12 protein-coding genes are annotated in these 13,859 nt (G+C 61.6%); 3 read left to right on the top strand and 9 right to left on the bottom strand.

The genetic code is table 11. The annotated features are described in order from the left end of the window. Nucleotides 1-86: 86 nt before the first annotated feature. The 3 genes from MUN80_RS21315 to MUN80_RS21305 form a co-directional block, all read right to left on the bottom strand. Nucleotides 87-731: a hypothetical protein gene (locus tag MUN80_RS21315; RefSeq protein ID WP_244716113.1), complete on the bottom strand. Its 645-nt coding sequence runs from the start codon at nt 729-731 to the stop codon at nt 87-89. A 93-nt stretch (nt 732-824) separates the two neighbouring features. Further along, nucleotides 825-1,541, bottom strand: coding sequence for a PspA/IM30 family protein (locus MUN80_RS21310; RefSeq protein ID WP_244716111.1), 717 nt, complete (start codon nt 1,539-1,541; stop codon nt 825-827). Between the two features lie 20 nt (nt 1,542-1,561). Then, nucleotides 1,562-1,960 carry a type III secretion system chaperone family protein gene (locus MUN80_RS21305; RefSeq protein WP_244716109.1) on the bottom strand — a complete coding sequence of 133 codons (399 nt, stop codon included), beginning with the start codon at nt 1,958-1,960 and terminating at the stop codon, nt 1,562-1,564. Nucleotides 1,961-2,163: 203 nt separating this feature from the next. Here MUN80_RS21305 and MUN80_RS21300 point away from each other — a divergent pair, with 203 nt between their 5' ends. Then, nucleotides 2,164-2,955, top strand: a complete 792-nt coding sequence (locus MUN80_RS21300; protein WP_244716107.1) for an XRE family transcriptional regulator — start codon at nt 2,164-2,166, stop codon at nt 2,953-2,955. Nucleotides 2,956-3,000: 45 nt separating this feature from the next. Then, nucleotides 3,001-3,882, top strand: coding sequence for an alpha/beta fold hydrolase (locus tag MUN80_RS21295; RefSeq protein WP_244716105.1), 882 nt, complete (start codon nt 3,001-3,003; stop codon nt 3,880-3,882). 247 nt (nt 3,883-4,129) lie between these two features. Here the strand turns inward: MUN80_RS21295 and MUN80_RS21290 are convergent, their stop codons facing one another. Together MUN80_RS21290 and MUN80_RS21285 are read right to left on the bottom strand one after the other, a co-directional pair. Beyond that, a complete protein-coding gene (locus MUN80_RS21290; protein ID WP_244716103.1) occupies nt 4,130-5,107 on the bottom strand; it encodes a J domain-containing protein in 978 nt (325 codons plus the stop codon). Between the two features lie 82 nt (nt 5,108-5,189). Next, nucleotides 5,190-6,092: a histone deacetylase family protein gene (locus MUN80_RS21285; RefSeq protein WP_244716101.1), complete on the bottom strand. Its 903-nt coding sequence runs from the start codon at nt 6,090-6,092 to the stop codon at nt 5,190-5,192. 306 nt (nt 6,093-6,398) lie between these two features. On the opposite strand from MUN80_RS21285, the gene MUN80_RS21280 reads away from it, so the two are divergent. Then, nucleotides 6,399-6,662 carry a hypothetical protein gene (locus MUN80_RS21280; RefSeq protein ID WP_244716099.1) on the top strand — a complete coding sequence of 88 codons (264 nt, stop codon included), beginning with the start codon at nt 6,399-6,401 and terminating at the stop codon, nt 6,660-6,662. A gap of 86 nt (nt 6,663-6,748) precedes the next feature. On the opposite strand, the gene MUN80_RS21275 is transcribed toward MUN80_RS21280, so the two are convergent. The 4 genes from MUN80_RS21275 to MUN80_RS21260 all read right to left on the bottom strand — a co-directional run bounded on the left by MUN80_RS21275 (nt 6,749) and on the right by MUN80_RS21260 (nt 13,851). Next, the gene (locus tag MUN80_RS21275) at nt 6,749-7,765 is read right to left on the bottom strand and encodes a hypothetical protein (protein ID WP_244716097.1); all 1,017 of its coding nucleotides are present in this window, start codon (nt 7,763-7,765) and stop codon (nt 6,749-6,751) included. Between the two features lie 32 nt (nt 7,766-7,797). Next, the gene (locus MUN80_RS21270; RefSeq protein WP_244716095.1) at nt 7,798-9,399 is read right to left on the bottom strand and encodes a RagB/SusD family nutrient uptake outer membrane protein; all 1,602 of its coding nucleotides are present in this window, start codon (nt 9,397-9,399) and stop codon (nt 7,798-7,800) included. Nucleotides 9,400-9,505: 106 nt separating this feature from the next. After that, nucleotides 9,506-12,805 (bottom strand): SusC/RagA family TonB-linked outer membrane protein, encoded by a 3,300-nt coding sequence (locus tag MUN80_RS21265; protein ID WP_244716093.1) that lies wholly within the window; start codon nt 12,803-12,805, stop codon nt 9,506-9,508. Between the two features lie 86 nt (nt 12,806-12,891). After that, nucleotides 12,892-13,851, bottom strand: coding sequence for a FecR family protein (locus MUN80_RS21260; RefSeq protein WP_244716091.1), 960 nt, complete (start codon nt 13,849-13,851; stop codon nt 12,892-12,894). Nucleotides 13,852-13,859 lie beyond the last annotated feature (8 nt).

Genomic DNA, 13,859 nt, shown 5'->3' with positions numbered 1-13,859 from the left:
GTATCAGTCAAGCAAGTTGTTGGGCAGCGAATCCAGCCACTCGGCAGCAAAGTTCATAAGCCCGCGCTGCCAGAAGGGTTTTCGGCTCAGGAGGCGTCGTCATAAGGCTCAATCAGGTAGCAGCGGCTGCGGGCACTGTAGTCAATAATCAGGGCCGTGTCGCCCTTGTTCAGCTCAGTGGCGGCCGAGGCCGCTTTCACGTTGAGCATCAGCGTGTCGCCGTTGGCCTTCACCACGGCCTGGCCCAGGTGCTCGTGCGAGGTTGGCAGTAGCACAGTGCAGACTTTGCCGATGGGGTTGGTGCCCGACTGGTTTTTCTCCAGCGTGGCGAAAAGATGCACGAACGGCGTGGTCAGTACTTTAGCTACCAGTAGGCTGCCGATAAGCAACGGCAGGCAAAAGGCCAGGCCGAGCGCCCAGGAGGTATTGTGAGCGTAATAGTTGGTCAGGATACTGCCCACCCACAGCGGCAGAGCCACGAAGCTCAGAAACACCATCAGCGGCACCCGGCCCAGGTTGAAAAACGCCAGAGCGCTGTTGAGCCAGGCTACGCTCAGATGCGGGTCGTGGGGCGCTTCGGTCAGGCCGCCGTCGGCGTCGAGGTGCAGGTCGAGGGTTTTAAAGTCAAGCACCCCGAGGATAACCGTAAGCCAGTAGAGCAGCACGAAAATCAGCAAGCCCGTGGCCACTAGATTAGGCGGAGAAAGCGCGGCTTGTACTAATTCGGTCATGGGCATAAACAGGGCAGCTTAAAGGTAGGAAAAATGCTGCGCGGGCCTACCGGGTAGCCAAGAACCTCAACCATATTTATTCCAGCAGCCGGCCTATTCGGCCGGAGTGTTCAGCCCCAGCTTTTCTTTCAGCGCCTGCACGTCGGTGGCGGCCTGGCTGGCCCCGCTCTGCTGCAGGGCCTTGTCGATTTCCTGGTCGACGGAGCGGCTTTCCTGGGCAATCTGCCCGTAGGATTCGGCCAGGGCTTCCTCGGCGGCCACCCGCTCCTTCATGCGCTCCAGCAAGCTCACCGTGCCGGAGGAGTCAATCTGGGCCAGCTGCTGGTTGATGGTCTTGGTAGCGGTGCTCACCGTGACGCGCGCCTTGAGCGTTTTGAGCTCGTTTTCCCACTGGCTAATGGTTTGCTTGAGCTGCTGCACGTTCTGGTCGAGCTGGGCGGCCGAGGCAGCAAACTTCTCCTGGTCGGCGGTACTGCGGGTAGCGTGGGCGTCATTTTCGGCTTTTTTCAGCAGCGCTTCCCCGGCGAGGCGGTCAGCTTCGGCGGTAGGCAAATCACCCTTGTGGGCGCGCTGTAGCAAGAGGACGGCCTTGTTTTCGTAGTCCAGGGCCTTGGCGCGGAAGTCCTCGGCCTCGTTGCGGGCCCGAATCACCATGGCCTTCACTTCGGCCAGGGCATGTAGGCTCTTATCGAGGTCCTGGCGCAGGTCGCGCAGGCCCTGCTCGGTCATTTTGATGGGGTCTTCGAGCTGGTTGACGGCGGAATGGGCTTCTGACTGCCCGATTTTGAAGAGGCGGCTGAAAATGTTCATGGCGGTTGTGGGCTACGGGGTTAGGCTTTCGAAAAGGCAATCAGCTCGTCGCTGAATTCGCTCAGCAGCAGGGCCAGGGAGTTGAACACGGCTTCCAGCTCGGGCCGGTCGAGGTGTTCGAGCTGCAGCGTGTCGCGGAAGATGACCTTGCGGCCCGAGTCGTCGAGCACGAAGGCGCCGTGGATGATGTCGCGGTTTTTCTGGAGCAGGCGCTGGTATACTTCGCAGCTCGGGCCGGGCAGATCTAGCAGATGCTGCTCCATAATCAGCAGCGGCTCGCCGCAGCCCAGCACAAGGTGCTCGATGCCCAACTCGGGCCGGCTCACGACCAGAATATTGGCGGTCGAATCCTGGTGGTGAATGTCGAAGCCGAGCTCCAGTAAGTAGCGGTGGATCTTGGTGAAGTAGGCGTCGGCCATAGAACGGGATGAGGTGAAAGAATAAGCAGAAGGTAGTGAAAGCGGAGCAGGGGACGAAGAGGGCAAAATAAATAGCTTAGCTAATGGCTCAAAAAAGTAGCTGAGCTTTACGGCTAGTAGCAGGTAATATGGTAGCTTTACGGTGCAAGAGTACTCAAAGTTTTAGATGTGCTCAAGCTTTGAGCGAAATATTTTTCCCCGCTATGTCCTACGTTGGCAAGAACATCCGCAAGATCAGAACGGTTAAAAAGCTGAGCCAGGCGGCTTTCGCAGAGTTATTTGGTCTGGCCCGGCCCAGTGTTGGAGCGTATGAAGAAGGCCGGTCGGAGCCTAAAATGGAGACGCTGATTCAAATTGCTCAGCATTTTGGCTTATCCGTCGACTTGCTACTAACGAAAGAATTGACGGTAAACGAGCTTTATCATTTCGACATTTACCAGAAGGAAGCAGCCCCCGCGCCGGCTGCGGCCCCCGCCGCCCAGGCCGACCAGCAAGCCACGGTCACGCCTTTCGTGCCGGCCAGCCGCCTGCTCGAGTACATTGTGCAGCACCACAGCGCCGCCTTTCTCGATGCGCTGCCCCCGCTCACGTTTCCGCACAAGCTGGGGCCGGCTACTCGGGCATTCGAAATAGTAGGGGCCGAAATGCAGCACCAGCAGCAGGGGCTGCGCCACCAGGACGTAATTCTCTGCCGCCGCATCGATTTGGCCGCGCCCAATCTGCGGGTGCAGCGCATTTACGCCTTTGTAACCCAGAGCAAGCTGCTGGTGCGCCGCCTGGCCGAGCGCCTTTCCGACACTCACCTCAAGCTGCGGGCCGACAATCCCGATTACGGCTCCGAGGAATTTGCCCTCGATCAAGCCCTGGAAATCTGGGAAGTGAAGGCTGTGTTTACGACCCATCTGCGGCCCCCCTCCACCATGGAAGAGCGCCTCACACGCCTGGAGCGGCAGGTGGAAGAGCTGCTGGCCCGCCTCAGTGAGCAGGAAGACTAAGCCCGGCCGGGGCCTGAGTCGGCGGGAGTGCGGATATTTGCCCCGATGACTACCCCAACTACGCTCGCGCCGCCCGTGCCCACTGCCCTGAAACTGCTGCGGCTGAAGTTTCAAGTGCTGGCGGCATTTTCCACCACGGCTGCTTTCCAATCGGCCTGGCGGCTGTTTACCACGCCACGCCGGCTGCCGGTGAAAGCATGGGAAGCCGCGGCGCTGGCCGAAGCCCGGCGATTTGAGGTGCCGTTTGAGCAAGGTCAGCTGGTGGCATACGAGTGGAACCCTACCGGGGCGCGCACCGTGCTGCTGGTGCACGGCTGGGAGCACCGGGCCAGCTTTTGGGGCGCCTTTGCCCAGGGCTTGGTAGCGGCCGGCTACCGCGTGGTGGCCTTCGATGGCCCGGCGCACGGGGCTTCCACTGGACGGCGCACCACGCTGCCCCTGTTTGGCGCCGCCATTCAGGCCGTAGCCGACCACGCTGGTACTATCTGGGGCGTAGTGGCGCATTCCTTTGGGGCCGCAGCCACGGCGGGGCTGCCAGTACATTTCAATGAGCAGCAATTATTGCCGCGCCTGGTGCTGCTGAGCGTGCCGGGCAGTACGCCGGCCGTGTTTCAACGCTTTGCCGACCTGCTGCACCTGCCGGCCAAGGTGGCGGCCCGCATGGTAGAATTTGCCGAAGCCCGGCACGGCCGCCGCTCCGAAAGCTACAGCCTGACCCAAGTAGGCCACCAGGTGCCGGCCGAGCGCGCCCTGCTACTCCACGACCGGGCCGACGAAACCATTCCCTTTAGCGAAGCCGAGGATATTGCCCGCAGCTGGCCTGCCCTCGACTTCCGCCCCACCGAAGGCCTGGGTCACAACCGCATCATGCGCGACCCTGGGGTAATTCAGCAGGTAGTAGGGTTTTTGCGGGAAAAAGGAAGTTAATATGCTAATTCATAATATGCTGAAGTGCGAATGTGGTTGAATGGGAGAAATGAGAGTTGTCATTTCGAGCAACGCGAAGTCCTTCGTCTTCTGAAATGTGCTGAGTCTTCTGAAGTAAAAAGCCCTCAATCGTTGCTACGGTTGAGGGCTTTTTGGTACAAGAATGGGGCGTACTGCGTAGCGGACGGATGGCTTCGCGTTGCTCGCAAGGATAGAAGGAGCATTAGCACATCAACACACTAGTACATTAAATCTCGGTGGAGAGCTGGCGGAGCAGGTCGCGTAGGTCTTCGGGAGCCTGCATCAACTGCTCTATGTGCTGCAGGTAGTCGGCTTCGGCGCGGAGATGGCGCTTTACCTGGCGCAGCTCGGCTTCCTGTTTTTTGCCGGTGGCTGCAAAGGCGCTGGTGGTGCCGTATTTGAGCTCGTTCATGCGCTGCTTGAGTTCATCCTGCTGCTGGCGCAGGGCCTGGGTGTAGCGGGCCAGCAAATCCTCCGACTCCGAATCGGTGCTGCCCGGGGCGTGTTCCGACAGCAGCTGGAGCAGGGTGTAGAGGTCGTTGGCTTCGTAGGCGCGGGTGATACGCTGCATGCGCTCCGTCTTTTCCTGGGCCAGGGCCGGGTCGCGCTCCAGGTCGGGGTGGTTGGCGCGGGCCAGTTGCCGGTAGAGGTTTTTGGTGTTACCTAGCAGCTTCTGCTGCTCTTCCAAAGCCGCCTTTTCAGCTTCCCGGGCCTTTTTGCCCTTCGGTTTGCGCTTGGCGTGACCCGGCGCGGCCTCCGTCTCGGGCTGCGGGTTCGAACCCGAACTCTCTGCGGCTCCTGGAGTAGGCTCTTTCGCCGTGGGGGCGTGGCGCTGCAGAATATCGGCCACGTCTTCCCCAAACCGGTCCCGCAAGGACCTGGCGTTATTCAGAATTAGTTCTTCGAGTTGCCGGTGCTCGGCCCGGCTGAAATAGGGCAGGAGCAGGGCCTCTTCCAGCGGGGCAAATAAGCGGCGGCGGGCCGCCACTACCGTTTGAGCCAGCGGCCCGACCTGCTGCCAGTAGCGCCGCCGGGCTTCCGATTGGCCCTCTTCCAGTTCTCGCAGTCGGTCCCGCAGGTTTTCCACGTCCTGAATAGCCTGCCGAAACGCCTGTTGCGCGGGCGTACCCGGCGCGGCTTCCGGCACCCGGACGGGCAGAGAATTGGCGGCAGGCAGGTCGGTGGCGGGGTTATGCAGATTCATGAAGTAAAGGTAAGGCCGTGGCGTATGAAGTAGCGCCAAGCTGCCATCGCCAAGCGTGGGGTATGGTTTGTAACGTCAGGCTTTACCCAAACAGCTCATACGCCACCCGAAACGTGTTGCAGTGCGCGTCCACGATGTCGCCGATTCGCTCGGAGTAGCCCCCACCCATGCTCACGGCCACGGGCAGGCGGTGCTGCCGGCAGAGGCCCAGCACAAACTCGTCCCGGGTGCGGCAGCCGGCTTGGGTCAGGGCCAGCTTGCCGAGCTTATCGGTGGCCAGCACATCGACGCCGGCCTGAAAAAACACGAAGTCGGGCCGCACTTGTTCCAATAAGCCGGGCAAGGTCTGGGTGAGCTGCTGCAGATACCCCGCGTCGTCGAGGCCCAGGGGCAGGGCCACGTCCCAGTCCGACTGCTCTTTACGCAACGGGTAATTGGCTCCGGCGTGCATGCTGAAGGTGAAAACCCGGGGCTCGTCGCGGAAAATGCTGGCCGTGCCGTCGCCCTGGTGCACGTCCAGGTCCACGACCAATATCTGCCGCGCGAGGCTGTGGTGCAGCAGGTGAGCGGCGGCAATGGCAATGTCGTTGAGCACGCAAAACCCCTCGCCCCGGTCGGCAAAGGCGTGGTGGGTACCCCCGGCCAGGTTCAGGGCCACCCCGTCGTGCAGAGCCCGCCGCGCCGACTGCACCGTGCCGGCCGAGCTGCTCAGGGACCGAAGCACTAGCCGCTCACTCTGGGGCAAGCCCAGGCGGCGCACCTCGGCGGCTGAAAGCTGCTGGTCGCGCACTTTGTGCCAATATTCGGCGGTGTGCACGCGTAGCACGTCTTCCTCAGTGCACAGGCCCGGGTCGTAGAAGTCATGGAGCGGAGCAATGCCCTGCCAGAGCAGCTGCTCCCGGATCAGCTCGTACTTGGCAATAGGAAAGCGGTGGCCAGCGGGTAAGTCAAGCGTGTAGCGTTCGGAAGTGGCGAGGCAGGGCATGCAAAAGCAAAAAACGAGGCGGGTGAGCAGGCTCTACGAGAAGTAGGGCTAAACCGACAGTCGAGGTAGGTTAATGCCGGGTAGTCATCTTGCCCGAAAAGTGGAAGTGGTGGCCCGGCTGAACTCAGTTATACGGATGTAGAGCTTCCTAAAGCACAGCAAAAAGGCTGGCAAACCCCGTAAACCGGTGCAAACTGGCTATTGGGCCTGAACTGAGCCGCAACCAAAGCCCGCCGGCCTAGTACACCCTTAGGATAAACTCTATCCGCTGGATCCGAGCTTTCCACCCACCTTACTTTCTAGGCCATGTCCACTTCCTTTTCCGACCCCTCCGCCAACAACACCCAACTGGTCCGCTACAGCATTGAGGTGCCCGCCATGACCACCCCGGACAGCCTGGTAACGGTGCGTGAAATTCTGCAAAGCCACCACCTGCTGGTCGACCAGATAACCGACGGGCAGGCCCACGTAGCCTCCGCCACCGGTGCCGAGCCCGACTGGCCCACCATCAAGCAAGCCCTGGATGCCGCCGGCTACCCCGCCACGCACACCACCACGAGCGACGACTAAGCCCTTCTGCCGCGAATTTGTGCCAAACCAAAAAGAGCCTTCTGCACGTCGCAGAAGGCTCTTTTTGGTTTGGCAGTAGCCGGCGCTTAGCGGGCAATGATGCCTTTGTAAGGATTGTCGATGTAGTTTAGGTCGAACGTGCCCAGGTTTTTGAAGTAGCTATTCACCAGCTTGGCCGGGTCGGTGGCCAGCTCGCCGCGGCCGGGTACGTCGTTGCCGTCGTCCCAGGCCCAGGGGGCATTGGCGCCGCCGTTGCCCTTGCTCTTCACGAAGCCGCCGTCGGGGCTGGTAAACAGGGCGGTGTTGGTGCGCTGGGCCCACAGGCCGTTGGGCTCGAAGATGTCGACGAGCTTATACTGCACGTCCCGGTCGTCAGCGTTAGCTGGGGCTTCAGCCACCGTGGCTGAGGGGAAATACTTGATACCGTCGCCGTTGAGCTTGTAGTACGGGAAGGCTTTGAGGCCGTGGCCCTTGGCTTGCTGGGCCGTGACGGGGTGCAGGCCACCGTTGAACTGCTCCATGGTCAGCGTACCATCAATGTCCTCCTGGTTGGCCTGCAGCGGGCTGCCAGCGGGTACGAAGGAGTAGAAGTCGGAGTGGGCCACCGTGACGATGCCCTGCAGGTTGCCGTAGGTGCTGCCGTCCTTTTTGACCACGGCCAGCAGACCTTCCAGGTCGTTTTCGTGCTCGTCGATGTTGTAGGCGAAGACGATGTCGGTCCAGTCGCGGGGGTGGAAGAAGGCGTAGGTGATAAACCAGTGGGTGCCGGTTTCGACCACCGAGTAGTAGCCGTGGCCGGTGGCGGCGCGCGAGGCCAGGTTGTTCCAGTTGTTGGTGCCCGACCAGTCCCCGTCGAAGTTGATGGCCGTCAGGTAGTCGCCTTTGCCGCTCAGGCCATGGTCGCCGGTTACGTCGGTGTCCTGGTAGTGCACCGGGGCCCAGCGCAACGCCAGGCTGGCTTTGAAGGCGGCCGTGGCGTCGGCCGAGTGAGCGGCGGCCTGCGGGGCGGCTTCGTTCGGGTTGGGCGTCACGCTACAGCCCGTCAGGACCGAGAGGGTGAGGCCCGCGGCTAGCAGGGCCGCTTGGGTGAAGAATGGTTTCATAGGGTTTGGTAAGGGTTGAGGGTGAAAGAAGGCTAGTAGCTGGGGTTCTGCTGGAGGCGGGCGTTGAGGGTCAGCTCAGTCGTGGGGATGGGGTAGATGCGGCGGTAGAGGTCGGCATTGGTTTTCATGCCCTGGCCCCACACCGATTCCCACTTGCCGAAGCGGATGAGGTCGGTGCGACGCCAGCCTTCCCAGGCCATTTCGCGGCTGCGCTCCTCGAACAAGCTGTTCAGGTCCACGGTGGTGAGGGCCGGCACCTGGGCCCGGCTGCGGATCTGGTTCACGAGGTCTTTGGCATTGGCGGCGTCGGGGTCCTGGCCGCCGCGCAGCAGGGCCTCGGCCTTCATCAGCAGCACGTCGGCGTAGCGCAGCAGCACCAGGTCGTTGCCCTGGTCGCGGGACGTGGACGACTTGTCGGGGTAGTACTTGATGTTGCGCGTGCCCTGGGCCTTACCCAGTTCGTCGTTGCCCACGTCGAACTTTGGCGCGTCGCGGAAGGTGAGCTTGTCACTCAGCTCCAGGTGGTAGTTGATTTTGTCGTTGCCGTCGGCGCCGGTGTAGCGCGAGTCTAGGCCCTTTTTGGTAGTAGCAATGAGCACCGGCGTGCGGCCGTCGGCCAGGTACTGCTTGCCCGACAGCCACTGCTGGTTGCGCGTGTCGTTGGGCTCTTTGTAGAGGGCAAAAAACTCGGGCCAGGTCAGGCTGGCGTTGCTGGGCGTGAAGAGCAAGCCAAACTTGTCCTTCATCTGCTGGTGCAGGGCAAACCTGGACATCATGTTGCCCTGGGCCAGGTTGGCGTCGAAGGGCACGGCGAAGATGATTTCGTTGACCTGGGGGCCGTTTTCCACCGCAAACACGTCCATGTAGTTGGCGGCTAGGCTGTACTTCCGGCCCTTGATAATGGCGTTGCAGGCCGCAATGGCCTCGGTGTACTTCTTCTGCCCGGTGTAGACCTCGGCGTTCAAGTAGAGCTTGGCCAGCAAGGCCTGGGCCGTACCCTGGGTGGGCCGCCCGTAGGTCTGGGCCGACACGTCGGCCGACAGGTTGGGCAGGGACTCCTTCAGCTCCCGCTCGATGTAGTCGAACACCTGCTGGCGGCTGGCGTTGGCGGGCTGCTCGGTGGAGCCAAACTCCGGCACCAGCGGGATGTTGCCGTAGAGGTCCATCATCATATAGTAGTACAGGGCGCGCATGGTGCGCAGCTCAGCCGTAAACTGGGTTTTGAAGGCCCCGTCGGCGGTATTCTGGAACAGGGCCAGGGTGCGGTTGCAGGTGCTAATACCGCTGAAGCCCCATTCCCAGGCCACGCGCACAAATTCGTTCTGGGGGTTCCAGGTGTGCAAACTCAGCTGCTGGTAGCGGGCCCCGTCGTAGTAGTTGCCGTTGCGGGCTACAATCACGGCCTCGTCGGTGCTGAGCTCCTGCAGGTTCCAGTAGGCTTTGGCTACTTCCCCGCGCATCTGGCTGTACACCGGCCCGGAGGCGGCAATGAACTGCTCGGGCGTGGTCAGGAAGTTGCTGGGCGTATATTCCGATTCGATGGGCGCGTCCAAGTCGGTGCAGCCGGCGGCCGTGAGCAGGGCGGTCAGGGCCGTGGCTAGGGTCAGGAAACGGGAAGTATGGTTGGTAGGCATGGTTAGTTTGATTTTTTAGAGCTGAGAAGTGAGAACTCAGAGCTTAGATTTCTTTAGCCGAGTCCTGGCTTCTGTGCTCTGAGTTCTAAGCTCTGAGTTCTAGACCTTAAAAGTCCAGGTTCACGCCCAGCACGTAGGAGCGGGTTTTGGGGTAGAAGTTGTTGTTGTCGAGGCCGGGGGTGAGGCCGCCCAGGTTCATTTCCGGGTCGATGCCGCGGTATTTGGTAATGGTCAGCAGGTTCTGGCTGCTCAGATACACGCGGGCCCGCTTCACGTACTCGCTCTTCAGGGGCAGATTGTATCCCAGCGTCACGTTGTCGAGGCGCAGGTAGGAGCCGTCTTCGAGGTAGCGGTTGGAGTAATAATTGGCGCGGTTGTCGGCGTAGGGCTCATCCAGGGAAAAAGCCGGCAGGTTGTTGGCCGTCGACTGGGCCGGGATGTTGAGGTTGGCCAGCGTGGCGTTCAGGATCTTGTTGCCCTGCACCCCGCGCAGAAAGAAGTTCAGATCCAGGTTCTTCCAGCTCACCGTGTTGCTCAGGCCGTAGAGCAGCTTGGGCTGGGCGTTGCCCTGGTAGCGGTAGTCGGCCAGGGCGGGGGAGCCGGTGGTGGTGCCGTCGGCCTTGTAGAAAAGGGAGAGGCCGTTTTCGTCGCGCCCGGCGTATTCGGGCAGGAAGAATTGCCCGATGGGGTAGCCCGTTTTCACCACCTGGGTCGAAATGCCGCTCTGCCCCGAGCCGCCGGGGTAGGCCGTGTATACTTGGTCGAGGCGGAACTGCTCGTTGGCCAGCTTTTCCACCTTATTCACGTTGTGGGCCAAGGTGCCCGTCAGGTTCCACTGAAAGTCCCGGGTTTGTACCGGCGTGGCGTTCAGGGTCAGCTCCAGACCCTTGTTGCTGATTTCGCCCACGTTGGCGTAGAGCGTATTCACGAAATACTGCGTGGTCGACACCGGGTAGTTCCAGATCAGGTCCGAGGTGCGCTTGTCGTAGTATTCCACCGTGCCGCTGAGCCGGTTGTTGAACAGCCCAAAGTCCAGCCCCACATTCAGCATGGCCGTCGATTCCCACTTCAAATCCGGGTTGGGGTTCTGGGTCGGGCCGATGGCCTTGATAAAGGAGCCGTTGTAGTAGAAGGTGCCCACGCTGCTGTAGCGCTGGGTGGCAATCAGCGGGTCAAAACCCAGGGAATTGCCGGTTACGCCGTAGCCCACGCGCAGCTTGAGCTCATTGAGCTTAGCGTTGCCGGCCAGGAAATTTTCTCCGGCCAGGTTCCAGGCCAGGGAAGCGGCCGGAAACGTGCCCCAGCGGTTGTTCACCCCGAAGGCCGAGGACCCGTCGCGCCGCACCGACACTTGCAGGAAGTAGCGGTCCAGCAGGCCGTAGTTCAGGCGGGCGTAGACCGAAATCAAACGCAGCGTGCTGATGCCCAGGCTGTAGCCGGCAATGGCTGCGTCGTAGGTGGGCGTCACGCCGCCGGGGTTGCCCAGGCTCAGGTTGTTGTAGCCCAGCTGGTCCGACACGAAGCCCCGGGTATCAGTCTGAAACCCGTCGCCGTTTTTGTCTTCCTGCCAGGAGTAGCCCACCAGCACCTTCAGGTCGTGCGTATCGTTGTTGAGCGGGTTGTAGGTCAGGAAGTTCTCCAGGATTTTGCGGGTATTGTCCACGCTGTAGCGCCGGGCCAGGCCCTTGGCCGCCAGGCCGGTTACGTTGTTGCTGTTCGGCACCGGCGACTCCCGCCCCTGGTAGGCCCCGCCCTTCACCGACTCATTCTGCATCGAGAGGCTGAGCGTGTTGGTCAGGTTGGGCAGAATGCTGAGCTGGGCGCTGGCGTTGCCCAGCAGGGTGTTGATTTTGCGCTCCTCGCTGTTTTGCTCCAGCAAGGCCACCGGGTTGTAGTACTGGGTGCGGGTCAGGTTTTCCTTATAGGTGCCGTCGGGGTTTTGGATGTTGGTAGTGGGCAAATGCGTGAACATGTTGCGGTACACCAGGTCCGAAATCAAATGCTGCTTGAGCAGGGAGTTGGTCAGCGTAAAGCGCAGCTGGAGCTTGTCCTTGAGGGTTTTCTGGTCGAGGTTGATTTTGCCGATGAGCCGCTCACTGTCGGAGGTCTTCATCACGCCCTCGCGCTTGAAGTAGTTGACGCTGGCGTTGAAGGCCGACTTCTCCGAGCCCCCGCCGTAGCTGATGGTGTGGTTGTGGCTGAGGCCGGTGCGCATCACCTCTTTCTGCCAGTCGGTGTTGGTGCCTTCGTCGTTGTCGGCCGGACTCAGACTCTTGCCGTTCACCTCCAAATAGCGCCGCAGCTCGTCCCCGCTGAGCATGTCTATCGTATTGGAAACCTGCTCCACGCCCACGTACCCGCTATAACTCACGGCCGCGTTGGGCTTCTGCCGGCGGGTGGTAATAATGATAACCCCGTTGGCGGCCCGGGCCCCGTAAATGGCCGTAGCCGAGGCGTCCTTGAGCACGTCGATACTCACGATATCGTCGGGCGCCACCAGGTTGATACTGGCCGCCGGCACCCCGTCAATTACGTAGAACGGCTCCTGGGCCTGACCCGTGCGCAAAGACGAGGCCCCACGCAGCACCACCGAGGCCGTGGCGTTCGGGTCGCCGCTGCGGGTGATGTTCAGGCCGGCTACCTTGCCCTGCAGAATCTGGTCGGGAGTCGCCACCACGCCGCGGTTAAACTCCCTTGGATTCACGTTGGTAATCGAGCTGGTTACCTCGCCTTTTTTGGCCGAGCCGTAACCAATTACCACCACGTCATTCAGCACTTTGGTATCCACGGCCAGGGCCACGTCGATGCTGGCCTGGTTGCCAATAGCTACTTCCTGGGCCAGATAGCCTACGAAGGAAAAAACCAGCGTGGAGGCGTCTTCGGGCACTTCCAGGTTGAAAAAGCCCTCGGCATTGGTTACCGCGCCCACGGTGGTGCCTTTTACCAGCACCGTCACGCCGGGCAAAGAAGTACCGCTGCTGGCATCGGTCACCTTGCCCTTGATTTCCCGGGCGGCCCGGCGGCTGGGCGTAGGAGCGGGGGCCGACGTTGGTGCGCTGGGCTGCAGAATAATCACGCCCTGCTTTTCCTCGAAGTTCAGGGCCTGGCCCCGCAGCAGCTGGCGCAGAATCTCGCTGACCCGGGCGCTGCGAAACTCGGTGGCTTCCACCTTGGCCTGCTTCAGGTCGGTAGCCTCGTAAACGATGTTGACGCCAGCCTCGCGCTGCAGGCGCTGCAGGGCGGTAGTCAGCGGCCCGGATTGCACGGCGAAGTAGGCTACTTCGCTGCTGGCTTTCTGGGCCTGGCTGAGGTGCGGCATACTGATGGCCGACAACAGCACAGTGCTGGCCAGCAAGAGGTTGCGGCCGCGGGGGCGGGCGGCGTGTACGGAGTGAAGGTGCATCATACGGTGGTAAGGTTCGGGCAAGGCGCGGCCCGGCAGGCCGGAAGCCTGTTGAAAAAAGGTAGAATGGAGGGAGCCGAAGGGCGGGGTTACTGTACCTGGTAGGTCGAGGCCGAGCGTTTGGTAATGCGCAGATGGTGGCGCTGCAGGAGCACGTTGAGCACGTCCGTTATCTGGTCGGCCGACAGGCTCGGGTCCAGGGTGCCGGTCAGGGCCACGGTGGGGGCGTCGCGGCCTAGTTCGACGTGAATTGGGTAGTTATTCTCCAGCAAGAGCAGAATTTCGGGCAGAGAGGCCTGCTCGAAGGTTAGCAGCCGGCTGGTGGGCATGGCGTCGGCGTATTCGTTTTTGCTACGGGTAAGCTGCTGGGTACGGGTATTATAGAGAAGCTGGTCGTAGGGCCGGAGCACGCCCAGGATGCGCTGTTGGTGAGCCACTTGCACCCGGCCGGTGCGTACCAGGACCATCGTGGTGGGCAAGGGGGCGTAGGCTTTCACCAGGAAGGACGTGCCCAGTACTTGTACCGTTACCTTTCCCGTGTGCACCACAAAAGGATGCTTAGGGTCCTTGGTCACGTCGAAGAAAGCCTCGCCGCGCAGCTGCACGGTGCGCACCGTGCCAAATGTAGCCGCGCAGGTCAACTCCGAGCCGGGCCGGAGCCAGACGTGGCTGCGGTCGGGCAGCACTACTTCCCGGTGCTGACCTACGCCGGTAGCGTAACGCAGCATCGATGGGGCCGGCCGCAACCGGGGCCAGAGCAGGGCACCGGCCAGCAGCAACGGCACCAGTACGGCGGCTACCCGCAGCACCGGCCACAGCGGTAGCACGCGCGCCGAAGGCTGGGTGCGGGCCCGTATTCCCCCCAGAATCCGGGCCCGCCGCTCAGCCTCCCGCTCCCGGTTGATGAGCTCGTCATCGTCTGGGGTAGCAGCTGCCAGGTCGTCCAGCCATTGTTCCCGCTGCTGTTGCCGCTGCGAAGTAAGACGGCTCCGAAGGTAGCGTTGCAGGCGGGCGGGCAAGTGGTAGAACGGGGAATCAGAGGGCTTCATAACAGAGT

This window comes from Hymenobacter cellulosivorans (assembly GCF_022919135.1).
Lineage (GTDB): Bacteria > Bacteroidota > Bacteroidia > Cytophagales > Hymenobacteraceae > Hymenobacter > Hymenobacter cellulosivorans.
This window is presented reverse-complemented; position numbering and strand designations above follow the sequence as displayed.